22 protein-coding genes are annotated in these 24,528 nt (G+C 51.2%); 21 read left to right on the top strand and 1 reads right to left on the bottom strand.

The window, feature by feature from the left end:
* Positions 1-203 precede the first annotated feature (203 nt).
* From HMPREF9412_RS02640 to HMPREF9412_RS02585, 12 genes are all read left to right on the top strand, one after another.
* Positions 204-839 (top strand): SGNH/GDSL hydrolase family protein, encoded by a 636-nt coding sequence (locus tag HMPREF9412_RS02640; protein ID WP_009589707.1) that lies wholly within the window; start codon positions 204-206, stop codon positions 837-839.
* Positions 840-1,153: 314 nt separating this feature from the next.
* Positions 1,154-2,275 carry a sugar ABC transporter substrate-binding protein gene (locus tag HMPREF9412_RS02635; RefSeq protein ID WP_009589712.1) on the top strand — a complete coding sequence of 374 codons (1,122 nt, stop codon included), beginning with the start codon at positions 1,154-1,156 and terminating at the stop codon, positions 2,273-2,275.
* Positions 2,276-2,419: 144 nt separating this feature from the next.
* Complete coding sequence (locus HMPREF9412_RS02630) at positions 2,420-3,910, top strand: sugar ABC transporter ATP-binding protein (protein WP_009589766.1); 1,491 nt, start codon at positions 2,420-2,422, stop codon at positions 3,908-3,910.
* Positions 3,907-4,902 carry an ABC transporter permease gene (locus tag HMPREF9412_RS02625; RefSeq protein WP_009589717.1) on the top strand — a complete coding sequence of 332 codons (996 nt, stop codon included), beginning with the start codon at positions 3,907-3,909 and terminating at the stop codon, positions 4,900-4,902. The genes HMPREF9412_RS02630 and HMPREF9412_RS02625 overlap by 4 nt, the downstream gene beginning before the upstream one ends.
* Before the next feature lie 287 nt (positions 4,903-5,189).
* Positions 5,190-5,645 carry an acyl-CoA thioesterase gene (locus HMPREF9412_RS02620; RefSeq protein ID WP_009589756.1) on the top strand — a complete coding sequence of 152 codons (456 nt, stop codon included), beginning with the start codon at positions 5,190-5,192 and terminating at the stop codon, positions 5,643-5,645.
* Between the two features lie 52 nt (positions 5,646-5,697).
* Positions 5,698-6,696, top strand: coding sequence for a Gfo/Idh/MocA family protein (locus tag HMPREF9412_RS02615; RefSeq protein ID WP_009589709.1), 999 nt, complete (start codon positions 5,698-5,700; stop codon positions 6,694-6,696).
* Positions 6,697-6,824: 128 nt separating this feature from the next.
* Positions 6,825-7,901: a fatty acid desaturase gene (locus HMPREF9412_RS02610; protein WP_009589703.1), complete on the top strand. Its 1,077-nt coding sequence runs from the start codon at positions 6,825-6,827 to the stop codon at positions 7,899-7,901.
* An 87-nt stretch (positions 7,902-7,988) separates the two neighbouring features.
* Positions 7,989-9,122: a sensor histidine kinase gene (locus tag HMPREF9412_RS02605; RefSeq protein ID WP_009589723.1), complete on the top strand. Its 1,134-nt coding sequence runs from the start codon at positions 7,989-7,991 to the stop codon at positions 9,120-9,122.
* On the top strand, positions 9,119-9,721 hold the full coding sequence (locus HMPREF9412_RS02600; RefSeq protein ID WP_009589720.1) for a response regulator transcription factor: 603 nt from the start codon (positions 9,119-9,121) through the stop codon (positions 9,719-9,721). The genes HMPREF9412_RS02605 and HMPREF9412_RS02600 overlap by 4 nt, the downstream gene beginning before the upstream one ends.
* 367 nt (positions 9,722-10,088) lie before the next feature.
* Positions 10,089-11,309 carry a cation:proton antiporter gene (locus HMPREF9412_RS02595; RefSeq protein ID WP_009589754.1) on the top strand — a complete coding sequence of 407 codons (1,221 nt, stop codon included), beginning with the start codon at positions 10,089-10,091 and terminating at the stop codon, positions 11,307-11,309.
* Between the two features lie 82 nt (positions 11,310-11,391).
* Positions 11,392-11,880: a cation:proton antiporter regulatory subunit gene (locus HMPREF9412_RS02590; RefSeq protein ID WP_009589718.1), complete on the top strand. Its 489-nt coding sequence runs from the start codon at positions 11,392-11,394 to the stop codon at positions 11,878-11,880.
* Between the two features lie 227 nt (positions 11,881-12,107).
* A complete protein-coding gene (locus HMPREF9412_RS02585) occupies positions 12,108-12,797 on the top strand; it encodes an SDR family NAD(P)-dependent oxidoreductase (RefSeq protein WP_009589736.1) in 690 nt (229 codons plus the stop codon).
* Positions 12,798-12,904: 107 nt separating this feature from the next.
* Here the strand turns inward: HMPREF9412_RS02585 and HMPREF9412_RS02580 are convergent, their stop codons facing one another.
* The gene (locus HMPREF9412_RS02580) at positions 12,905-13,651 is read right to left on the bottom strand and encodes a class I SAM-dependent methyltransferase (RefSeq protein ID WP_009589701.1); all 747 of its coding nucleotides are present in this window, start codon (positions 13,649-13,651) and stop codon (positions 12,905-12,907) included.
* A 477-nt stretch (positions 13,652-14,128) separates the two neighbouring features.
* Here HMPREF9412_RS02580 and HMPREF9412_RS02575 point away from each other — a divergent pair, with 477 nt between their 5' ends.
* From HMPREF9412_RS02575 to HMPREF9412_RS02535, 9 genes are all read left to right on the top strand, one after another.
* The gene (locus tag HMPREF9412_RS02575; RefSeq protein WP_009589695.1) at positions 14,129-15,313 is read left to right on the top strand and encodes an acyltransferase; all 1,185 of its coding nucleotides are present in this window, start codon (positions 14,129-14,131) and stop codon (positions 15,311-15,313) included.
* A 157-nt stretch (positions 15,314-15,470) separates the two neighbouring features.
* Positions 15,471-16,163: a response regulator transcription factor gene (locus HMPREF9412_RS02570; RefSeq protein WP_009589728.1), complete on the top strand. Its 693-nt coding sequence runs from the start codon at positions 15,471-15,473 to the stop codon at positions 16,161-16,163.
* A 30-nt stretch (positions 16,164-16,193) separates the two neighbouring features.
* Positions 16,194-17,402: a sensor histidine kinase gene (locus HMPREF9412_RS02565; RefSeq protein WP_441295357.1), complete on the top strand. Its 1,209-nt coding sequence runs from the start codon at positions 16,194-16,196 to the stop codon at positions 17,400-17,402.
* Between the two features lie 232 nt (positions 17,403-17,634).
* Entirely contained in the window at positions 17,635-17,955 is a 321-nt protein-coding gene (locus HMPREF9412_RS02560) for a hypothetical protein (protein ID WP_009589715.1), read from the top strand.
* A gap of 185 nt (positions 17,956-18,140) precedes the next feature.
* The gene (locus tag HMPREF9412_RS02555) at positions 18,141-20,399 is read left to right on the top strand and encodes an outer membrane protein assembly factor BamB family protein (RefSeq protein ID WP_009589722.1); all 2,259 of its coding nucleotides are present in this window, start codon (positions 18,141-18,143) and stop codon (positions 20,397-20,399) included.
* A 61-nt stretch (positions 20,400-20,460) separates the two neighbouring features.
* Positions 20,461-20,802 (top strand): hypothetical protein, encoded by a 342-nt coding sequence (locus tag HMPREF9412_RS02550; protein WP_009589729.1) that lies wholly within the window; start codon positions 20,461-20,463, stop codon positions 20,800-20,802.
* 184 nt (positions 20,803-20,986) lie between these two features.
* Complete coding sequence (locus tag HMPREF9412_RS02545; RefSeq protein ID WP_009589713.1) at positions 20,987-21,538, top strand: helix-turn-helix transcriptional regulator; 552 nt, start codon at positions 20,987-20,989, stop codon at positions 21,536-21,538.
* The gene (locus HMPREF9412_RS02540) at positions 21,519-22,280 is read left to right on the top strand and encodes a CPBP family intramembrane glutamic endopeptidase (RefSeq protein WP_009589704.1); all 762 of its coding nucleotides are present in this window, start codon (positions 21,519-21,521) and stop codon (positions 22,278-22,280) included. The genes HMPREF9412_RS02545 and HMPREF9412_RS02540 overlap by 20 nt, the downstream gene beginning before the upstream one ends.
* A gap of 219 nt (positions 22,281-22,499) precedes the next feature.
* Entirely contained in the window at positions 22,500-24,458 is a 1,959-nt protein-coding gene (locus HMPREF9412_RS02535; RefSeq protein WP_009589708.1) for a copper amine oxidase N-terminal domain-containing protein, read from the top strand.
* Positions 24,459-24,528 lie beyond the last annotated feature (70 nt).

Here is a 24,528-nt window from a genome sequence, read left to right as displayed (position 1 = left end):
CGAATAGAACCTGTCCCGACCGGAGTCGGGGCAGATTTTTTTATCCAAAAAAGATCCGAATCGGCGATTTGCAGTGCTCATAAAAAGGAATTGAGGCCCTGCACGGCAAATATTTAAATGTTAGGAAGCGTTCTCACGATACATGAGCCTACGAATTTCCAAGTGTACGCACAATAGCAACATACCGATGAGGAGGAAGTGGAATGAATCGTTTGCAGCAAGGGGATGTCGTATTATTTCAAGGGGACAGCATTACGGATTGCGGTCGCGACCGCAACTTTTCCGGCAGCTTGGGGAACGGCTACCCGCTATTGATCGACTCGTTGTTCGGCATGAAATTTCCTGAGTTGAACGTTACCTTTTTGAATCGAGGGATCAGCGGAAACCGGGTCGTCGACTTGAATAACAGATGGCAGGAGGATTGCCTGGACCTGAAGCCGGACTGGGTATCCATCTATATCGGAATCAACGACACTTGGCGCCGATATGATAGCGGGGACCCGACAAGCACCGAGGATTATAAAGCCGGGTACCGCAAATTGATCGAACGGACGAAAGAAGCGCTGGACGCCAAGCTGATTCTGGTTGAACCGTTCGTGCTGCCTCATCCGGAGGATCGGAGAGCTTGGCGTGAGGATCTGGATCCGAAAATCACGGCGGTCCGCGAATTGGCGGTGGAATACGGAGCCCTGCTGGTGCCGCTGGACGGATTGTTCGCTGCGGCGTCGGTCCGGCGCGAAGCTGCCTTCTGGGCGCCGGACGGCGTGCATCCGTCACCGGCCGGACACGGCTTGATCGCGAAGGCCTGGCTCGAAACGATGGGCGTTTCTTTGGGCTAACGGTTGGTTTAGAAATGAAGCTGAATGTAACAAACGCTGGATGCACGGAATCCGTGCTCCTAATGGAAAGAGCTTGGGCGCGAATGTCGTGCCCGGAGCTCTTTTTTTATATGAGAATGGCAATAGGTATGAAATATGGGTTCGTGGCTGCCGATACAATTAGAAATGTTAGAAATCACTTTCATTTTTTTTGCGTATGTGGTGTAATGCATTAAAGCGAAAAAATAATGGTTGACGCCTCCTTTTAAATCCTATAGGATTACTTGTATTAATTAATATTCGTCTTTTTTACGGAAAACAGGGGGAGAGAGAACATGAAAGCCATGAAACATGTAAGGAAATTATCGGCGCTGGCGCTGGCGTTTGTGATCGTATTGACCGGATGCGCCGAATCGGGCAGCGGCGGCGGCAGCGGGTCGGGCAATCTGGCGGACAAGGTCGAGAACCTGCCGGCAGGCATTGCCGAGAAGGCTCCGGTGAAACTGATGGTCGTTCGGAAAATCGGGGGCGATGACCATACGGCTCAATTTTTGGCTGGGGCGAAGCAGGAAGGCGAGGCACTCGGGTTTAAGGTGGATACCTTCTCGGCGAACGGAGACTCCGCCAAATTCCATGATGCGATCGCCCAAGCCATTGACAGCGACTACGATGGATTTATCATATCGCATGGCGACGATCCTGCATCGGTTCAGGACGTGAAGAAGATTACCGAAAAGGGAATTCCGGTCGTCACCTTCGACTCCTTGCCGGAGATCGGTGACATTGCAGGGGTGACCCAGACATCGCAGGATGACGAGCAGCTCGCGAAGCTGGCGTTGGACAAGCTGATTGAAGAGCAAGGGCCGGAGGCCAACATCGTTTACCTCTGGGTAGACGGCTTCCCGCCGATGGTGCGTCGTAATGCCGTATACCAGGAAACGCTGAAGAACAACCCGGGCATTAAGGAAGTGGAGCGTTTCGGCGTAGCGAGTGACCAGACTTCCTTGGAAACGCAAAACGCGGTATCCGCTATCCTGACGAAATATCCGAAGGGCGAAATCGATGCAATCTTCGCAACCTGGGATGCATTCGCCATCGGCGCGGCCAGAGCGCTGGAGGAAGCGGGACGCAGCGAGGTTAAGATTTACGGCATCGACGTATCCAACGCGGACCTGGAGCTGATCCAGAAACCGGACAGCCCTTGGGTGGCTACCGCAGCCGTCGATCCGAAGATGATCGGCGCCATCAACGTTCGTTTGCTGGCGAAGAAGATTGCAGGCGAGGAAACACCTGCTACGTATAATCTGGAGCCTGTATTGATCGAGCGCTCCGGCCTTGAGGGTGCTACCGAAGCGGTCAACATGGTGAACCTGGCGGATATTATCCCGAGCTGGGGAACAAGCACGGAATTCGAAGAGGACTGGATGAAGGCATTGAAAGAAGCAGGCGGCAAATAAACAGCAATATTCATACAGGCGCTCTTGTCGGTCATCGATAGGGGCGCCCTATCCTATTTGAAGGGAAGAATACACTTGCGAAGCGTGATGGAGCCAACAACTGCCAGCTCGACCGACAATTCGGGAGCGGCACCCTTACTTCAAATGAAGCACATATCGATCTCTTTTCCAGGCGTTAAGGCGTTGACCGATGTTGATTTTCAGACGACCGCGGGGACGGCTCATGCGTTGATCGGAGCGAATGGCGCGGGAAAGTCTACCTTAATGAAGATCCTATCGGGAGCGTATACCCATTACGAGGGCGAAATCTGGATCAATGGGAGCAAGGCAGACATCCGTTCACCGAAGGAAGCAAAGGACCTGGGCATTCAGATCGTCTACCAAGAGGTGGATACGGCGCTCATTCCGAACCTGACGGTCGGCGAGAACATCATGCTCGACCGGACCGTTCACGATATGGGCAAACGGCACTTGATCCGCTGGAAGGAGCTCCATCGGGAAGCCGAATCGATTCTTGCGCGGATGAATATCCGGGTCCCGGTCAAAAAGCTGATTTCGGAGCTGACGCTGGCGGAGAAACAGATGGTGCTGATCGCCAGAGCCGTCTCCAAACAGTGCCGCATTCTGGTGCTGGACGAACCGACCGCGCCGCTCAGCCATAGCGAGACGGAGCAGCTGTTCAAGCTGGTGCGCAAGCTGAAGCAGGACGGAGTCGGCATTATTTTCATATCGCACCGGCTGCCGGAGCTGTACGAAATCTGCGACGACATCACGATCATGCGGGATGGTCTGCTGGTGAAGAGCGACCGCATCGCGAATATCGATCAGCCAAAAGTGGTGGAATACATGCTGGGCTCCAAGATGGATCAGCAGTTTCCCCATATCGAGCGAGACATCGGTCCTGCGCGGTTAGAGGTAAAGGGCATGTACGACCCGGGCAAAATCAACGGCGTTGATCTGTGCCTCCGCCAAGGGGAGATCGTCGGTTTGGCAGGCCTTGTCGGGGCCGGGAAAACCGAGCTGTGCCGGGCGATATTCGGGGCTTCCGGCACGTCAACCGGCGAGATGATACTGGATGGAAAAAAGCTGCGCATCCGCTCGCCGCATGATGCCGTGCGGAACGGCATTGCGCTCGTACCCGAGGAGCGCCGCCGGGAAGGCGTGTTCGTGGAAGAGCCGGTGTCCGTCAATTTAACGGCCGCGGTGCTGTCCCAATTTTCCAAATGGGGCTCCTGGCTAAGCTTTGGCAGGGAGAAACAGGCGGCGAGAGAGATGATCGAATCGCTCGGGATCAAAACTCCGAGCGAGAGAGCGCGGGTGAGAAACCTGTCCGGGGGCAACCAGCAGAAGGTGGCGATCGGCAAATGGCTGCTGGCCGACGCGGACGTGTATATTTTCGATGAACCGACCAAGGGCGTTGACGTTGGCGCGAAGCGGGATATTTTTAAGCTGGTGGCCGAGCTGGCCAAGCGGGGGAAATGCGTGCTGTACGCTACGAGCGAGCTGCCCGAGATCGTGGGCATCACCGACCGGGTGTATGTGATGTATGACGGCCGCATCACGAAGGAGCTGACAACGCGGTCAACGAATGAAGAGGAATTATTGCTTTACTGCACAGGAGGCGGGTTGACATGAATACAGCAAGACCTGTTAAGGAGAAGCCGGCGGCTAGCTTCGCATTCGATTTTCTATATAAATACGGCACGTTGATTACGGTATTCGTACTTATTCTCGTCTTCGGGACCGTTGCCGACAACTTTTTGAATACAAGCAACATTATTAACATTCTCCGTTCGATCTCGATCGTGACGATCATTGCCGTAGGTTTGACCGTATCGCTCGCCGTTGGCGGCTTTGACCTATCCGTCGGCTCGACGGCCTCCCTGGCAAACGCGCTGGTCATATCCCTGTTCGTTTGGCACGGGCAAAACATCGGCATCGGCATCGGCCTCACGCTGCTGTTCTGCCTGGCCGTCGGGCTGATCAACGCGTTTCTGGTCATCAATTTCAAGATCGACGACATGCTGATGACCCTGGCGACGATGTTTATCTTCCAGGGCGTTGCCCTGACGTATACCCGGGGCGCTACCATCTCCCAGAATATGATCATGCCGAGCGGGGACTTTGCCACCGGTAAAATCCCGGCGCTGTTCGAGAAGATCGGGCAGGTGCCATGGATCATTATCATTATGGTTCTCGTGGTCCTCGTGGTCCATCTGTTCCTGACCTATACGAAACACGGACGGTACATGTACATGATCGGGGGCAACCGCGAAGCGGCGGCTCTATCCGGGATCCCGGTGAGTAAATACCGTCTGATCGCTTATCTGGTCTCCGCATTGTTTGCCGCCGTCGGCGGCATCATCCTCGGGGCTCGCGTCATGACGGCCGAGGTCAACTCCGGCGGACCTTATCTCATGGATGCCGTTGCCGCGACCTTCATCGGATATTCCGTCTTCGGAGCCGGCAAGCCGAACGCGCTCGGGACCTTTGTCGGCGCTGTGTTGATCGGTATATTGCAAAACGGTCTGATCATGCTGTCCGTGCCGTATTATGCGATGGATATCGTCAAGGGCTCGGTGCTGGCGTTGGCGCTGGCCTTAACCTACTATAAGAAGAGACATTGATGACGAATCGGGACATGATTTGACCCAGCTAGTTCCATTCATGCTATCGAGACCATCCCACCCGTGATTCTAAATCAGGGGGCGGATGGTTTTTTTCATGGATCGCTTCTAAGGGTGGCAACCTATGGGAGGGAATTGAATTCAGAGCCATATTCTAAGCCAATCCAGGAGAATATCCATCATTTGGTTATTTAGTTGACGGACGCAGCGGGTATTCATTATCCTGTAGAAGACTGGTTTAGCATTGTACATACATTTCCCTCTTATAAAGAGAAAGGGGACTCATCATGAAAAAAACAACCTTCATACAACCGGATCCCAAGTCCTGGCTGGACACGTTTCACTTTGACATTCCGATAAAGATTAGGTACTGCGAAACGGATATGCTGGGTCATGTCAATAACGTCAGTTATTTCATGTATTTTGAGCAGGGACGCATTGAATATTTCGAGAATCTGGGATTGACCGACGAGCTGTTCGGCGATCAAAAGGTGTCGGTTGTTGCGGATCTCGAATGCCAGTATTTGGCGCAAATGTACCTGAAGGACCCGCTTAGGCTTCATGTGCGGGTGGCTGAGATCGGACGATCTTCCATGGACATTCAATATGCGATCGTAGTGGACGGCGCCTTGAAGGCAGCCGGTCGCGGAACCATCGTGCTCATCGAGACCGCTTCAGGCAAGAGTACGCCGATTCCGGATTCGGCACGCGAACGAATTTCGGCTTTTGAAGGATGGATGTAAGCCAACGACAAAGATCAAACAGGAATAAAAAGAAGAAGGGAAGGGATAAGGGATGAACATCCGTTTTGCCATTATCGGCACAAACTGGATCACCGAGAGGTTTCTCCAGTCGGCACTGGAGACGGAAGAATTTATTCTGGCTGCCGTATACTCCCGTACGGAAGAGAAGGGCAGGGCTTTTGCGGCCAAGTACGCGGATCCCAAGGTCTACACGGATCTTGAGGCGATGGTGCAGGATGACGAAATTGATGCGGTATACATTGCGAGTCCGAACTCCTATCACGTGGACCAGGCGATATTATGCATGAACCACGGGAAGCACGTCCTCTGCGAGAAGCCGATGGCTTCCAACGCGGTCGAAGTGGCCGCCATGATCGAAGCCGCGAAGAACAATGGCGTTCTGTTGATGGAGGCATTGAAGTCGACGCTGATGCCGAACTTCAAGACCGTCCGGGACAACCTGTACAAGCTGGGTCCGATTCGGCGTTATTTTGCAAGCTATTGCCAATATTCCTCCCGTTATGACGCGTTCAAGCAGGGGACGGTGCTGAATGCGTTCAACCCTGAATATTCCAACGGTTCTTTGATGGATTTGGGGATCTATTGCCTGTACCCGATGGTGACCCTGTTCGGAAAACCGGACACGGTGAAGGCTTCCGGCTACATGCTGTCTTCCGGGGTTGACGGCGAAGGCAGTCTTCTGTTGTCCTATCCCGAGATGGATGCCGTCATCATGCATTCCAAAATCAGCGATTCCTCCGCCCCAACCGAAATTCAGGGCGAGAACGGCACGATGATCATCGACAAAATCAATCAGCCGTACGATGTGAAGATCCGCTACAGAGACGGCACCGTCGAGAACGTGACCCAGCTGCAAACGCATGAATCGATGTATTACGAGGCCCGGGAATTTATCGATTTGATCCGGTGCGGCGAACGGGAAAGTTCAATCAACACCCATGCCAACTCGCTCATCACGGCCGAAATTATGCAGGAAGCCAGAAGCCAGATCGGACTGCGGTTCCCGGCGGATTCCCGCACCGATATATGATATTTGTCATACTCCCGAAATGACGTTTATGACTACGACGCGCATGACATTCTATATATACTTAATTTAGACAAGTGCGTGATAACTTGATAACGTCCTTGCGCTTCATTTCGAGGAGGAAGACAACTATGGCTAAGCCCGATAACAAATTGTCCAGCTTGAAAAAGAACGTTGCCCCTTATGAAGAAATTGACACGAAGGCGAGTATAGGTCAGCTTTTCAATACACTGGTTCCCTTGATACTGCTATGGTATGCAGCCTATTTAAGCTTATCCGTATCGTACTGGCTAACCATTCCCATAGCCGTGATTGCTTCGGGGTTTGTTGTCCGGACGTTTATCATATTCCATGACTGCTGTCACGGATCTTTCTTCAAGAGCCGCAAGGCTAACAAAATTCTCGGCACGATTACGGGCGTGCTTACGCTGTGCCCTTACGAGCAATGGAAGAACACTCACGCGATTCATCACGCGACGAGCAGCAATCTCGATAAGCGGGGAATCGGCGATATGTGGGTATTAACCGTTGAAGAATATGGGGCAGCTTCCTTTTGGCAGCGTCTGTACTACCGCGTCTACCGCAACCCGATCGTGATGTTCGGTTTGGGTCCCATCGCCATATTTCTGATCTCCTATCGTTTCAACCGCAAAGGCGCGAGACGCAAGGAGAAGATCAGTAACTATACAACGAATATTTTGATTGTCGCTTTGTATGCATTGCTGTGCTGGGCGATCGGATGGCAGGCATTTCTGCTCGTTCAAGCTCCGATCTTCATGGTTTCCGGGATGCTTGGCATTTGGTTGTTCTACGTGCAGCATCAATTCGAGGAAACGTATTATGAGCATGATGAAGAGTGGAGTTATATCAATGCAGCCGTAGAAGGCAGCTCTTATTACAAACTTCCGAAGGTTCTGCAATGGATCACGGGCAACATTGGCTTCCATCATGTCCACCATTTGAGCCCGAAGGTGCCTAACTATAACTTGGAGAAGGCGCATGAAGCCGCTCCCCCGCTGCAGAAGGCAACCACGATTACGCTGAAGACCAGTTTGAAATCCATTCGTTTCCGTCTGTGGGATGAAGATAAAAAGGTGTTTATCACGTTTAAGGAAGCGCGTCAGTCGCTTCGCAAGCCGCAGGAATCCGCATTGACGAAGGCGGAGAAGAACCTGTCTAGCCCAAGACCCAGAGTGCAGGGCGAATAGGCCGCTGAGTCATGCTGCAATAATGGATCACGGATTCGCTAAGGCTAGTAAATGAATGAAGCTTGAATCGACAGAAGGTGGGACTCCATGCAGAAATGGTATCAGATCTTTCATAAAAGCACGGGACTGAGCCCTTACGTATGGGTTGTCTTCTACATCCTTCCGTTCTATTTCATCTTTCGCTCGACCTCGACCTATCAGATCGTGATCGGCGTTCTGATGATCGTCATGTTCTTCGCTTTCTATGTGCTGTCATTTCTGTCCAAAGGCTGGCTCGTCTATTTCTGGACGAGTCTGCAAATTTTAATATCGGTTACGATGTCCGTGGTATTCGGATATATCTATTTCTCGCTGTTCCTCGCCTTCTTCATCGGGAACATCAAGAATAAGGCCGGGTTTATCACGCTGTACTCCATCCACTTGGTTACGACCATCATTACGGTCAATTATGGATTGTTAACGCGGAATCCGTTCTTTATCACGCAGCTGCCGTTCGTGCTTGTGAGCGTGGTAGGCGTTATTCTGCTCCCTGTGACAAACTATAACCGAAATAAGAACGATCAGCTGCAGGGCCAGCTGGAGGATGCCAACAAACGGATATCGGAATTGGTGAAGCTGGAGGAACGTCAGCGCATTGCGAGGGATTTGCATGATACGCTGGGGCAAAAGCTGTCTCTTATTGGCCTCAAAAGCGATTTGGCCGGCAAACTGATGAAGCAGGATATGGAAAGGGCCCAAGCCGAGATCAACGATGTCCGTCAGACAGCCCGAACCGCACTGAAGGAAGTGCGGGAGATGGTGACGCGGATGCGGGGGACCCGGCTTGCGGATGAAATCTTCCGTATTCGGCAAATCCTGAAGGCGGCGCAGATTGAGTTGACCTTTGAGGGGACGGTGGAGCCGGAGAATCTGTCGTTAATGAACGAAAACGTGATCAGCATGTGCCTGAAAGAGGCAGTGAATAACATCGTGAAGCATAGCAATGCCACGACCTGCTCCATTGTGATCGAATCCACGGAAACGGATCTGATTGCCAGGGTGAAGGACAATGGAACCGGGTTCGTCACGGACGCGAAAAACCGTGGCAACGGGCTGCGGGGAATGAGAGAACGGCTAGAATTCGTGAACGGAAGCATGGAGTTTACTTCAGGCGAGGGGACTACGCTTGTCCTTCGAGTCCCTAATGTGCTCAGAATGCCGGATAAGGAGGCGGGAATATGATCCGAATCGTCATTGCCGAAGATCAGCGGCTGCTGCTTGGAGCCCTGGCCTCACTGCTGGATCTGGAAGAGGATATGCAGGTGGTCGGGACGGCGGGCAACGGCAAGGATGCCGTACAGCTTGTCAAACTTCATAAGCCGGATATCTGCATCATGGATATTGAGATGCCGATCATGAACGGTCTTGAAGCCGCCGAGGAGATCAAGGGTTATGGCTGCAAGGTGATGATCTTGACGACCTTTGCCCGGCCCGGGTATTTCGAGCGTGCCGTGAAAGCGGGGGCCAACGCTTACCTGCTGAAGGACAGCCCAAGCGAGGAGCTGGCCGCGTCCATTCGCAGCATTATGGCAGGCAGGCGCATATACGCCTCCGAGCTGGTGGATGAAGCGTATTCCGGTGAAGAGAATCCGCTGACGGAGCGGGAAAAGGAAGTGCTGGGCCTCATCGCGGACGGCAAGAATACGAAGGAAATTGCCAATCAGCTGTTTATAACCACGGGAACCGTGCGTAATTACATTTCCGTTATTCTCGATAAGCTTGGCGTCAGCAACCGGATCGAAGCGATCACGCGTTTTAAGGAAAAAGGCTGGTTTAAATAATAGTGCAAAGAAGAAGCAAAACCCCGCAGTTGCAGCCGCGGGGCTTTTTTTCGTGCGCATAAGAAAAACGAAAACCAGGGAGAGATTGAATAAGCTGCTTAAAATAATGGATTTTTTTACCTGGTATTGTATGCAGTAATATGTATATTCATTCATTAAATGAAGCTTGAATGCGATTGTGGATAGATTTTATATTTTTTGGAAACAATGAAATCGCTAATAAAAATAAGCCTGTTTTTAAATGACGCCATTTCCTGCATAAAAGGCAATCAAGCAAATATATTGCAGTTCCTTTGTAAATGTATGCATTTTTATGTATAATAGTAATGATTGCCAGAAGTCAAATTTGAGGAGGAGGAGGTCTTCTATGGACCATATGATGTTTGAGGTTGGAACTGCTCTGATTCTGGTTGCTATAGCCTCCGTAATTGCTGGAAAGCTCAAGTTCTCGATCATACCGTTCTTGATTGTGCTTGGGATGCTTGTCGGTCCGCATGCACCAACGATAGGGATTCTTGACTTTAAGTTCATCGAGAGCCAGGGGATCATCGATTTTCTGGGACAGATCGGTATTCTATTCCTGCTCTTTTACCTTGGTCTTGAATTTTCGGTTCAAAAATTGATCAAGTCCGGACGAAACATTGTGGTAGGCGGAACCGTATATGTAGTATTAAACTTCGTGCTGGGTGTGGCTTACGGTTTCGTGATCAACATGCCTCTGTACGAGACGCTGATCATTGCAGGGATGCTGTCGGTTTCCTCCAGCGCCATCGTCGCTAAGGTGCTTGTGGATCTGCGGCGCACGGGGAATGCGGAGACGGAACTCATACTCGGCATGATTTTGTTCGATGATATTTTCCTTGCCGTGTTCTTATCGATTATGTCGGGACTGCTGTTAGGCGGGGCTACATCGATAGGAGCAACGATCCTCTCGGTTTGCATTTCCATAGGTTACATGCTGCTGTTCTTTGTTATTGCGAGAAAAGGTCCGCCCATACTTAACAAATTGCTGAATATTACGTCCAGCGAGATTTTCATTATCGTAGTGTTCTCGTCCATGTTCTTTATTGCCGGGTTTTCGGAGACGCTGCACGTAGCTGAAGCGATCGGCGCGCTGCTGTTCGGACTGGCTTTATCGGAGACGGATCATAGCGAACGGATCGAGCAGCTGGTCATACCTTTCCGTGATTTCTTTGGAGCGATCTTCTTCTTCAGCTTCGGTCTCGGCATCGATCCGACCACGCTGGGGAATGCGTTATGGCTGGCTCTTGGCGCTGTGGTACTGACCATAATCGGCAACCTAGTCGCAGGCATGATAGCGGGACGCAAGGCCGGACTATCGCATAAATCGTCGCTTAACATCGGATTGACTATTATGGCGCGCGGGGAGTTTACGATTATCGTTGCGAATCTGGGACTCGCCGGCGGACTGTCCGCTATGCTGAAACCATTCTCGGCCCTCTATGTTCTGATTCTCGCGATTCTTGGGCCACTCCTGGCGAAAGAGTCGAAGCGCGTGTACCGTGGAATGAATAAAATATTCAAATGGAGCGATCCAGTGGAGAAAGTGAAAAAAAGGAATGCATAGGGAAGCCCGGGATGATTTACTTTCTTCCAACTAATCTATATAATCTAGAGATTGAATTAACCCCAGAACGGAGGATTTACACATGAGTATTATTCGCGAATCTGATCTGCCGGGTATCGGGAAGAAGTTCCTTATTCAGGCGAGATCAGGGGATAAGCTGGTTGTTGTTATTCATGACGATGGCCGCAGAGAACTGTACCACTTTGAAGATGACGATCCTGAGGAGACCATCTCCCAGATTACCTTAGAGGATGACGAGGCAAGACAAATCGCAGGCATTATCGGCGGCATGACGTATAAACCGAAAGCGCTGGAGACCATCGAAGTGACGCTCGAAGATTTGATTATCGAATGGGCGCGAATCGAGCCGCATTACAAATGCGTGGGACAATCCATTGCAGGGCTTCAGGTTCGTCAACGTACTGGCGCTAATGTATTAGCGATTGTGAACAAGAAAGAGCAGAAAATCAATCCCGGTCCGGACGACATCCTGACAGCGGGATCGACGCTGGTGCTTGCGGGCGAACGCAAGCAGATCAAGCAGCTGAAAGAACTGCTGGTTAACGGCTAATGACGAATAGCTTCACGGGTCTTTAGTTGACCCTGTCGAACACGTAAGCGGCAAGCTCCTCCATGGTTGAGGGGCTTGCTTTTTTTGCATGGATCCTTTAAATTTGAAATTTTCCGCGAAATGATCTATCTTTGATAGTGAGGCTATCATTTTCGAGAAGGAAGGCGTATACAGCATGAAATTGAAAGACAAAGTAGCTATAGGGTGCCGGCGGAATCGGCAGCGGCATGGCTCTGGCCATGGCCAAGGAAGGCGCCAAGGTCGTCATCGTGGACGTGAATGAGGATAAGGGTCGCGAAACGGAGAAAGCGCTGAGGGCATATAGCGAATCGATGTTTATTAACGGCGATATTACGAATAAAGCCTCGATTAAAGGTATCGTGGATGACGTTGTGAGCACCTATGGAAGACTGGATATTCTCGTCAACAACGCGCATGTGTCCAAGCAGGTACCCATTGTGGAAACAACCGATGAAGTGATGGCATTGTCGTTCAATACCGGATTCTATCCGACGTTTTTTTTCATGCAGGAATGTTATCCTCATCTGAAAGCAGCCAAGGGCAAGGTGATCAACTTTGCATCCGGTGCGGGACTGTCCGGCATGGTGAACCAGGCCTCCTATGCCGCAGCGAAAGAAGCGATCCGGGGACTGTCACGCGTGGCTGCCAACGAGTGGGGAGCGGACGGCATCAATGTCAATCTGATCAGTCCGATCGCGCTGACGCCTGGCGTAGAGCAGTGGAAGCAGGCCTTTCCGGAAGCGTATCAAGAAATGGTCGATAAGATTCCGCTCAAAAAAATGGGCGATCCCGAGCAGGATATCGGTCGCGTGGCCGTGTTCTTGGCCAGCTCCGATTCCGATTACATGACCGGCCAAACGCTGATGGTGGACGGCGGTTCCATCATGCTGAGATAATATACGACGCCGATTTCTAAAAAAAGCGCCAAGGGCTGTGCCCCTTGTGCGCTTTTTCTGTTTAAGAGCCCGTAAGCTACGGGTTATGGATAACCATGGACGACCGGCTATTTCCGTGCCACGATCATAAACCGTGCGGAATTCGTCCGGATTCCGAGATCTGTGCGATGCTCTTCGATGAATTGCTGCAGGATGCGGAAATCCGATTCCTCCTGTCCGAATCCGGGAATGATGGGCGTGTGCTTGAGCAGGAAGATAAGATCCTCTTCACGCTCATAGTACTCGACGGCATCGTATTCGGCGCATTGGATATCGCGAAACCCTGCTAGCTGAAGTTCCCTCTTGTATTCCTCCATTAAAGCGCCGTCTTCCCGGGAGGATTGTCCTCTGCCGAAGGCTTGGGCAAGATTAGCTTTATCGCATTCGCGAACCTGCTGCGTTAGAAACACGCCATCATCGGTTAATACCCTGGCAACCTCCGAAGCACGGAAAGGGGAGTGCCGGCATGAAATCAAATCGAAAAACGCCTCCGGGAATTGAAGCATCCCTGCATCCATCTGGACAAAGCGTACGTTGGAAGCCGCAGCTTTCCGTTTGTTATTCCGGGCAGTCTCTATCATCGCATGGGAAAGATCGATTCCAACCAGCAATGCCGCCTTCGAGGCGATGGACAACAAGTTCTCTCCGCCTCCCGTGCCGATATCCAGCAGAACGCCCGATGATGTGCACCGCTTGCTAACCTCATCGTAAAAATTCCACTCCACGCCTTCCGAGATACATCGGACCTTGCCGAAATCCCAGCCGTTTAAGGCTCCTACGATATCATAAAATGACTTGTATTCCTGTGATTTCATATATATTGTTCACCTTTTCAATTGAGATAAAATGGGATGCTGAAAACAGATCGTCTCTTATTCGTTCACTCAGTTGCTGTGATTCCGGCTAGGCCCGGTCCAGTATGATAGACCGGGCCTAGCTACTTCGAACGGCAAGGATCCTAATCAGCATCCCACTCACCCCAACTCTGAAAGATTATTTTTAAGAGATAAGGAAGTATAAGCTTCAGAGGCTTACCATCCTTATCTCGCAAGAAAAACTTCCGCTATACGCGGTCTGTCTTCTGAGAAAGTACGTCGATAGATGATTTTCTTATTGTAAGACCAAGGATTCTTCGGGATCAAGGAGAATTTTATTAGGAGCATGCACCAGAATCTTAAGCAATTATTAAGAATTTGGAAGTAAGGCGTTAAGAAATGTCTACTATACTGATTGAATTCGTTTCGGTTAGGAACGAGAGAAAAATTCGGACTTTGAAATGAGAGGGAACTGCCATGAACAAAATGAATTCTCTGCCAAGGGAGCGTCTTCCCGAGCTGCAATTGGTCCGCGCATTCGCCATTATCGGCGTGCTGTCCGTTCACTCGACCTCGTATGCCGTATCGGCCATGACGGACTCCAAATACTTTTTCATCTACAATTTTATGAACATCTTCATGAAATACGGAACGCCGACGTTTATATTCCTAAGCAGCCTGGTACTCTTCTACAATTATTATGACCGCCCTACGACCAAGAAGCTGATCGGCGGATTCTACAAGAAAAGATTGCTGTACATCATCATCCCGTATACACTCTTCTCCGTGTTTTACTTCGGGCTGCTGCACTATCTGCATTATCAAGGCAGGCCGTTTGGCGAGACGATGGAGAGTTTTATTCAAAAGCTGTTGACCGGCAAAGCGTATACGCATCTGTACTTCGTGTTTATCAGCATTCAGTTTTATGTGCTGTTTCCGCTGGTGCTGTGGTTGTTCAAGAAGATGCCGCAGCTTGCAAAATGGGCGATACCGATTGGACTGGTGATCCAGTGGACGTTTATACTGATGAATAAGTATTATTGGCAGGTGCCGAATAAGGGAAGCTGGGCCTTGTCCTATATCGCTTACTTCATGCTGGGCGCTTTTATCGGCATCTATTATCCGAAACTGAAGGCCTGGCTTGTGATCAGCCGTGCCAACGCACAGCCCTACCGCATCGCGGCTTGGACGATGCTCTGGATCGCATGGGCAACTGCCGGTCTCGGCCATGTGTACATTTATTACAACAACCGTCTTCACGGAACCGGATATAACTCAACGCTGTATGAGCTGCTGTGGAATATGCATACTTACTTTGGGGCGCTTGTCCTGCTCCAGTTCGCCATTCTGTTCTACCGGGCCGGGGTACGCGGATGGACGCCCGCGCTGGAGAGACTGGGGGCCGTATCCTTCGGGATTTATCTCATTCATCCGTTCTTTCTCCTCGTCTACCGTCAATTCCCGCTAACCACGGGGAACTCGATCCTGACCCATCTGTGGTATGCAGGCGGTTTTGCGGCAGCCTTAGGCTGTTCATGGATCGTCGTGGAATTGACGGTTCGATATATACCGGGCTCATGGGTGATTTTCGGTAATATTCCGAAGGCGAAGAGATCGGGTAAACCAACCGATACGCCGGCTGTGCCGCTTTCCGGTACCTAGCCTGTTTCGCAGCAAGAATAGGACGTATACCCGACGAGGGCATGGCCATGGCGAGAGGAAACCAAAACAGCAGCATTGCCCGGCCTGACAACATCCATGGAGCAAGAGAACGTAAAAGGCGTTATGCTGACTGCCGCTTTATGATCAAGGAGGAGCCATGTCTGGAGTTACGATATTGATGGTTGACGATGAAACCGAAATTTTGAAATTGATGGAGATTTACGTCAGGAATGAGGGCTATACGCTGCTCACCGCATCTCATGGCCTGGAAGCGCTGGAGATTCTAAAAACGCATAAAGTGGATTTGATCATTCTCGATGTCATGATGCCGCAGATGGATGGCATCCAGGCATGCATGAAGATCCGGGAGGAGAACAACACGCCCATTATCATGCTGTCCGCCAAGAGCCAGGAGATTGACAAGATCGCCGGGCTCAGCATCGGCGCGGATGATTACGTGACCAAACCGTTCAGTCCGCTGGAGCTGGTCGCAAGGATCAAGTCGCAGCTCCGCCGGTACAAACAGCTGAACAATCAATCGGTACGGGACGAGAACGAAATCCAGATCGATGAGCTGATCCTCAATGTCGCGTCCCACCGGGTAACGGTGGCCGGCAGGGAGATTAAGCTGACGCCGCGCGAATTCTCCCTGCTGCATACGCTGGCCATCAACCGCGGACTCGTGCTGAGCATGGACAAGATTTATACCGAGGTATGGAACGAGCCGTTCATGGAATCGAAGAATACGGTCATGGTCCATATTCGCAAGCTGCGCGAGAAGATCGAGAAGGATCCGCAGCAGCCGGAATACATTAAGACGGTATGGGGGATCGGTTACAAAATAGAGTAAACTTAACCAGAGGTGACGGACTTGAAAGGAATGAAGCTTCATAGCATCCGCCTGAAGATGCTGCTTATGCTGCTGGCCAGCATCGGCATCGCGGCCGCCCTGCTTATCATACTCTATGCGTTAAGCACGCTGGTCCTCTCCATTCCGGCCATCAACCCGCCGCTTGCCTGGATCGTCAATAACCTCGGTTCGAAGCCGGTTATGTTGGTCACGGGTATCATTCTTTTTTTGGCAAGCTATTATATGAGCACGAGATGGTTTGCCCTGGATCTGCGGAAGGTAGAGACCGGTCTTCAGGACATCACGGCCGGACGATTCGATTCCAGAATCGAGCTCGACACCCGGGACGAAGTAGGCGCCGTCGCTGCCGGCATTAACCGCATGACCGAGCAGCTGAACGTTTACCTGGAGGAGATTACGCATGGCCTCCGCGAGATTGCCAAGGGGAATTTCGATACCGAGATTCCTGTTCGCTCAGGCAGCCAGCTGGGCGAGGTCGCCGAGAGCATCAACCAGATGAGCAGGCAGCTTCACCAATCCATTCTGGAAGAGCGCCATGCGGAGAAAACCAAGAATGATCTGATCACGGGGGTATCCCATGATCTGCGGACGCCGCTGACATCGATACTGGGGTTTCTGGAGGTTATCGAGGAAGACCGGTACCAGGATGAAGTAGAGCTGCGGTATTACGTGAATATCGCTTATGAGAAAGCGCAAAATCTGAAGAAGCTGATCGATGACCTGTTCGAATACACGAGGATCAATAACGGGCTTCCGCTGGATATCCGGGAGATCGATATGGCTCAGTTCATGAGACAGCTGATCGAGGAATTCGTTCCGTCCTTGGAGAAAGCCGGGATGGAATGCAAGCTTGCGGCGGAGGAAGGCCTCGTTATTCGGGCAGACGGCGCCCAGCTTGTCCGGGCTTACGAGAATCTGATATCCAATGCGATCCGGTACGGAGAGTCGGGGCACAGAATCGACATCGCCGTCCGCAGCGTTGGCGGTCAGGTGAGCATCAGCTTCACCAACTACGGCGATCCGATTCCGGAGCGGGATTTGCCTTTCATCTTCGATCGCTTTTACCGCGTGGAGGCTTCCCGTTCGAAGCAGACCGGGGGTACCGGTCTGGGACTGGCGATCACGAAGAGCATCGTGGAGGTCCAGGGCGGCGAAATCCGGGTTCGGAGCGACCGGCAGCGGACGACCTTTGAAACCCGATTTCCCAAAGTCGTATAGCTTGCCGCACGGTGGTCGTTCTGCATTGCGAAGCAATAGAGGCAGCCCAAGCGAACGCTCCCTTCAAGGGAGCGTTTTTTATATGATCATAAGAAGGGTTCCCCGCTCGCTGCTGCAAGGTCCATATGGAATTATTCAGTTTTATTTAAGCATTCGTTAAGAACTTGCCCCGCTGATTGATAAGATCTGTTCCTTATACTTTCCTTCAGAACGTACATAAGGAGGAAGTCGGATGGAATCCTTGGATTACTCGAAACGGAGCGCCAGGCTCGTGGTGGCATGGCAGATTATGATTGTGATGGTTGGTGTCATTTTATTATCGGGCTGCGCAGAATTCAGGGCATCCCGTGCTAATATGCAGATTGAGGAGCGATCCATCAGCGGGGCGGCATCAGGAAGCGATCGAGACTCGTCCATTGCCCCTGCATCCTTTATCGGGCAAGTATGGGAGGAGCTATCGGACGGCGTGTCCAATCGCGCCAGAATCATGACAGGGGTTCAAACGCAGAGCCGCAGCGTACCTGATTCAGCCTGGCGAATGAATATCCGCTGATGCTGAAGAGAGCGAGCCTGCTTCGGATCAGCCGCGGAACTATCATAACGGGAATAGCCCGTTCATACACGCGTTAGAAAGAGCTCCTCTTCTGAAAGGGAGCTTTTTTTGTTTTGATTTTGGAACCTATTGTCTTATAATAGCGTTTACAATATATATGCTTGTATGGGAGAGGATGGTTTCTTGTGAGTACACGCGTTTCGATCCGTAAGCGACTATTCATCGGAATAACGGCAGCCGCCTGCATTTCACTCATCGGACTTCCGGCTCAGCAGACGCAGGAGGGCGCTCGTTCCGTATTCGCCGATGCTGCCGGAGCCGGGAGCTTTATATCCGGTCAACGCGTCACGCTTCAGCAGAGGGCTGCTTTTTTCCCTAATGCGCTTGGCAAGAACAGCCATCTGAGGAATCTCAAGGCCAGCTATTACGGGGCCAAGGGAGAATCGCTCCGGCTTCACTCCGTGAAGGGGGAAATGGCATTCATCAAGTCCGATTCCCGTGGGGACCTGTGGCTCCCGACATGGTATGTTTCCAAGGAAGCTGCCAAAGTGAACGATATTTCCCCGCTCTCGCTTCAACTGCGCAGCAGCGGCAGCATATACCTGGCTCCCGGAAGCGCGGTGAAATGGCCGGTATCCCAGACGGGAACGTCCCTCATCGCCGTAGCCCAGTGGAAGGACTGGTACGGCGTTATGGTCGCTCCCTCCAAGTGGAAGGAAGATTACCGGATCTACCGCCCGGCGATGATGTGGGTACAAGGAAAGGACACGACAGCCAAGAAGGCGATGCCTGGAGCGCTTCTTGGTGGCAATTCGGAAGTAGCGACGGATGTGGTGCGCAACTTGACGGAGTTTCTTTTTAAGAAAGGGACCCCTTCTTCGTACGTGAAAAAGCTGCTCGGCGAACCGCAGGCGAGGGAGACATCGCGGAATCAGGAATCGAGCTCCAATAAACCGATGATTCTCGGCGAGACCTGGAGATATGAGCAGCGGGATGCCCATTATACGGTGACGTTCTCCCCATCCGGAAAGCTGAGTTCCAGCGAATGGATAATCCCTTCGGCGGGATCCTTCGAGCGGAGTTACAATCCTGGCGATGATTACGAGTTTACCTATCGTCTGGACGTCCTGCCGCTGCGGAAGACCATAACAGCCGAGCCCGATTGGCGAAATCAGGGCAATCTGAACTTCACCTTCCTGCTTGAGGCCAATGAGGATGTCCTGCTCGTCAAGGGAGATGACGGCGGCTTCAGCGGGATGCATGATAACTCTTCCCTGTATGCGATTGACCGGGGCACCGGCAAGAAGCTGTGGCAGGAAGATGCGGGATTCGGCTGGTATACGGCCATTACCGATCGGGAGCGGAAGCATGTCACGATGTACTCGGCATATAACCCGGAGGTTAAGGATTACGTGGCTCGCGTGCGGCATATCCGGTTGTCGGATGGCAACGTGTTATGGGAGGTTAAGCCCAAGAACGAATTCGGCTTGACGATGACGGCTGCGGCCGATGCGATCATACTGGATGAAGCTTTGAACATGAACGAAACCAAAAGCGTGCTGCGCGTCCTGGATCAGGATACCGGTAAGCTGCGTTGGAAAAAGACCTTGTCCGGCGAACACCGCTTGCTGAATGCAGGAACGGGCGATCCTTACGTGCTCATCGAGCAGAACGGACAGCTTACCGCTTATGATCCGGTCACCGGCAAAGCGGCATGGAATGTGAAGGTCGGCAAGAGGGTGATGGACGATCCGTCCCGAGATCCGTATTTTACCGGAGGTTATCGTTACGATCCGACTGCGCCAGCGGATATGACAACACGATGGATGCTGCTCGGCAAGGAATGGGTTCTGTTCAATACGGAAACCGGCGAGCGCGAAGACACGTATCCGGCACTTGAGATGGAAAGGTTCGAGGTGCTGAATGAGCGGTATCTGCTGGTGCAGCGTGCGCTTGGCGGGGAGTATTTCAGCGGGGCCGCCGCTTACGAAAGCGTATTGTATGACCGCCTTGAAGATAAGGAACGGTGGACAATTAAAGGGAAGGCCACCCGTGGCGTCATCGAGGGAGCGCGAGTCTATCTTGCTTTGAACGGCATTCCGGCTTCCGTTGATATAGAGAGCGGCAGCATCCTATGGAAGATGGAGACCACTTCCAAAGCGGGTGACGATCTGTCCCATCTGGTTGGCAGCAGCTACGGAATCCTGGATTCGTACCTGCTGATAAGTTTGGGAAGCGATCTTGTGGTGTTGAACAAGGAAGACGGCAGAAGCTTGGGCAGATTGCATAACGTGATCACCGGCAACGTCGATTTGCGAGAGGCATATGCCAAAAACGGTGCGCTGAACGTAACGGATCAGGAAGTGCTCGTCGGCACGGTCAACGGAGCTTTTGTTCGTTATGATGCCCGAGCGTTAAAGGAACGCTTGGATGAGCTGTTATAGCTTGTATCGATAGATGACAAAGACCGTAGGGCAGGGAGGCGTCCGCAAAGGAGGAAGACTTATGGGCAAGAGGCTTAAGTTAGCAGGGCTTCCGGTCATCAGCGTATTGTTGATCCTATGTTTGGGCTGCGGCAGCAAGCAGTCGGCCAGTTATGCGTCTCTGGTAAAATACGATGACCAAGAGTATATCGGAAAAGGCATTGAGGGTGCCGAGGCTTTTGCGGAGGCGGATTTGACCTTGGCGGGCACGATCCAGAAGCGGCTCGAGCCTGATCAATATCCGGATACGCATTTATCGTCGAACGAGCTGCCCGAAGGCACGGAAATCTATGTCGTCGATGAACATACGTTGGTGGCTTTGCAGGAAGGCCGAAGATTCAAGGTGTTTGAGCGCATGGAATAAATGCAGATGAACGATGAGCGTCCCTGGTGTCTGGAAACAGATGCTGGGGACATTTTTTTTTGGTTGCTTATGATGAAACTAAAAACTATAAATGTTAAAAATTCCCTTGACTCCAATTTAAAATAAATGTATTATAAATATATCTAACGGATATATCGAATAGATACATTGTTGAAATGTGGTGATGAATTTGTTGGAGTACATTCTCCTTGGCATGCTGATGGAAGGAACGATGAGCGGCTATGATCTTAAGAAAACAATCGACAGCACTGTAGGCACATTCTATAAGGCGAGTTACGGCAGCCTTTATCCTGCGCTCAAGAGACTTGCGGACAAAGGCATGGTTACGTTGACTGAAACCGATAACAGTAAGAATAAGAAGCTGTATACACTGCTGCCAAGCGGTCGAATCGCGTTCCTCGAGTGGTTGTCGGGACCGATGCAGTCAGGACGCAATGAGCAACTGATCCGCATTTTCTTTTTTGATTATTTGGATGAAGACCTTCGCCAAAAACGTTTGGCTGAATATCTATTTAAGCTGGATCAGGAAATTCACATGCTGGAAGCAGTACAGAGCGTCGTGGCGGGAGAATTGGCTGATATTGAAAACCCGGAAAATTACTATTATCGGGTATCGGTTCTGGCTTATGGGCTGAATCATTTTCAAATGGAACGGCAATGGTTGAGGGATATTATGGAGGGGAAGGATTTGAACCATGTCAAACCCGAGAACTAAGGCTTCTTTTTCACAAAAAAGACCGATTTTAACTGTAGTCATTATCGAGGCTCTGCTGTTGTTAGCCGTATTTGCAGCCGGAGCCTATGCGACCATCAAGGAATTAAGTTATACTTCGCCCGTTCTGATCTCGTTTATCCCCATCGCTCTGGTGATGATTGCATATTTTACATGGAAGAAAAAGTGGAATGCGCTCGGTTTCCGTAAACTCAGCAGTATTCCAGCCAACGGTTGGGTCTACTATTCTCCCTTGCTCCTTATTCTGATTGTCATCTCGCTCAAAGGAATGCGCGATATCAGCGCTTCGGAAGTCCTGTTCTTTCTCTTCTTTACCCTGCTCGTTGGTTTTGTGGAGGAGAGCATCTATCGGGGATTGATTCTGAAGACGCTGCTGCCAAAAGGCATGAAAACGGCCGTGATCACCTCCAGCATCCTGTTCGCTGTCACGCATGTACTGAACGTCTTATCAGGGCAGGATGCATTCCAAACGATTTTACAGATCGTATATGCTCTGCTAATAGGCGCTGTACTCGCCTTGCTGATGGTGAAGAACAGAAATATTCTCCCTCTGATTCTATTCCACTTCCTTCACAACTTTATCCAGTTTGTAGGTAATGACAATAGTGACGCATTTATCGGATACGATCTGTTCCTTTTACTGGTGCTGGCCGTTCACTGTGTCTGGCTGTCACTGTCGCTGAGAAGGACTGTCGTATCAGCCAGCGCAAATCAAGCGAGCTAGATAAGATTCTAACGGTTCAGCATGATCTGTCTATTTAATAGAACTAACTTTATTGGAACTAAATTTATAAGACAGCCGTATAATGCATCTTCTCGAATGGGATGTATGTCCGGTTGTCTTTTTTATCTAGGCTTCGTTTCTATCGAGTGGTATAATATTCCTGGTTCAAATTAACTAGATTTGTAAGACTTACATTCTGATAAGAGATGAGGTTCATTCATGTTCAAGAAAATGTTGGTTCTGCTGTTGGCGGTTTGCGTGATGGTTCCCAGCGTGGCCGGAGCAGCATATGGCGAGTCGGGCAAGGCAAGCGCCAAGATTGCAATGCTGCTGCCCGATGGCACGCCCTTGATGGAGGACGGCACGGTCTGGATAACGTACAGCCGTCTTCCCATCAACCGAATCCCGATTCCGATGGGTGGAGACCTGAAGTTCATCGCGGGCTCCAGCGGATACGGATTCGGCGTCAATAACGCGGGCGGACTGGTCATGTGGGGGGAATCGGGATATCAGGCTGTAGCGGGTGCGAATCATGTGAAACAGGTTGGACAAGGTTACTGGTTGACCTCTGACGGTTTCGTCCATCGCATGGTTGATTCCAAGCCGCAGACTGTAAAGGGGTTTGAGGGAATTTCCGTTTTTGACGAGAACAACGGGATCATCGGTGGTGTTACCCAGTCGGGGACGGTCTTATACCATAATCGTGCTTATACGCCGGAACCTGTGGTTCTGGGTCAAGCAGCGGACGTGGGCGCGATCCGCAAAATCAAGGTTGCCGGAGATTATGCCGCTATATTATACAATGACGGAAGACTCGTATTGTTCAGTACGCTTCGTATCAACGGCAGCACGACTTACCTGTCCCAAAACTTGATTAGCGACGGGGCTGATATTTCTTTCGGCAAAGAACAGAAACTGATTTTCGTCAAAAAGGACGGAACGGTATGGAATGCCAGATTGGATGTATTCTCGCAAACATTTGAAATGAGCCCGCTTAAGGGAATCAGCGGAGTACAAGAGATTGTGGGAATTGAAGGCTCCAAGAGCTTTTTCGCCCGGTTATCGGATGGGACTTGGACCGAGTATGATAATGGACAATTATATGATGTGATGGTTCCGAGCATTACGGGCGTTACGCTGAAGGTAGCAAACAGCAAGCCGAAGGTGGGGAGCTCCATTACGCCAACGGTCGAATTTCAGTACAGCAGCGGAGAGAAGCACAAGATTCCGGCGAATATGATCACGTTATCCGTAGACAAGCCCCATTTGGTCAAAGCAGCGGATAAAGGCACATACAAAATCATGGGCGTAGGCGAAGCCACGCTGACGGTGGAGGCCGCGGGCAAGAAGCAGTCCGTGAAAATCGTTTCAGGACTTGGCAAGCCGTTGGAGAACGCCAAGCAGGAGAAGGGGATTACTTACCTGCCGTTGAAGCCGGTATTCCAAGCCGTGGGAGGCTCGGTCCAATATCAGGCTGCTTCCAAGACCTTCGACATTACCGTAGGAGAAACCAAGCTTTCCGTTAAGGCAGGAAGCAAGCAGGCGAAGATCAACGGCAAAACCGTGAACATGAAAGGCGCCCCGATCCAGAACAAAGGGGAGACGCTCGTATCCGCGGATCTGTTGACCGCAGCACTGGGTGCGAAACTGAAATGGGACGCATCCAAACAGCAAATGACCGTGACGCTGGGCGCTGCACAATTCGTCGTAAAGGGCGAGCCGAAGAAAGCAACGAGCAGCGGCAACGCCGGAAACGCCGGGAAAAGCAAAATGTCATCGGTCCCTGCGACCGGAAGCATGGCAGGTTGGAGGCTGCTTAAAGGCCATGAATATGAAAAATCCTTGCGCATTTATTACCAATACAAGAATGGCATCCTGTCGACCAAAACGGAAGATATCCGCAAAGTGGATTTGAATAAAAAAGTGACTTGGACGGATGATTACGGCCGCAAGCATACCAATACCGTCCGTGAGATCTACTCCCTGTTCACCCTTTCGAATGAATACACCTCAGAATGGCTTCACAAAAAGTTCGGAAGGCTTTATGAGGACTGGCTGCTTAGCTCTTTGGTAGATGCCGCTCGGATTGTTGAGCAGTATTTGCAAGAGACCGGTCAGATGCCGAGTTATGCACCCAATGTAACCCTTACGCCGGATGCGGTATTTGAATACGAGTAAGCGAATGCGAGTTGGTAAGGGCCAGGAGATTCCTGGCCCTTTTTGCTATGGAAGCGACCCTTTCTCGTGG

Source organism: Paenibacillus sp. HGF5 (assembly GCF_000204455.1).
GTDB lineage: Bacteria > Bacillota > Bacilli > Paenibacillales > Paenibacillaceae > Paenibacillus_AQ > Paenibacillus_AQ lautus_A.
Note: the sequence above shows the minus strand (reverse complement) of the source record. Positions and strands in the feature narration are given on the sequence as shown.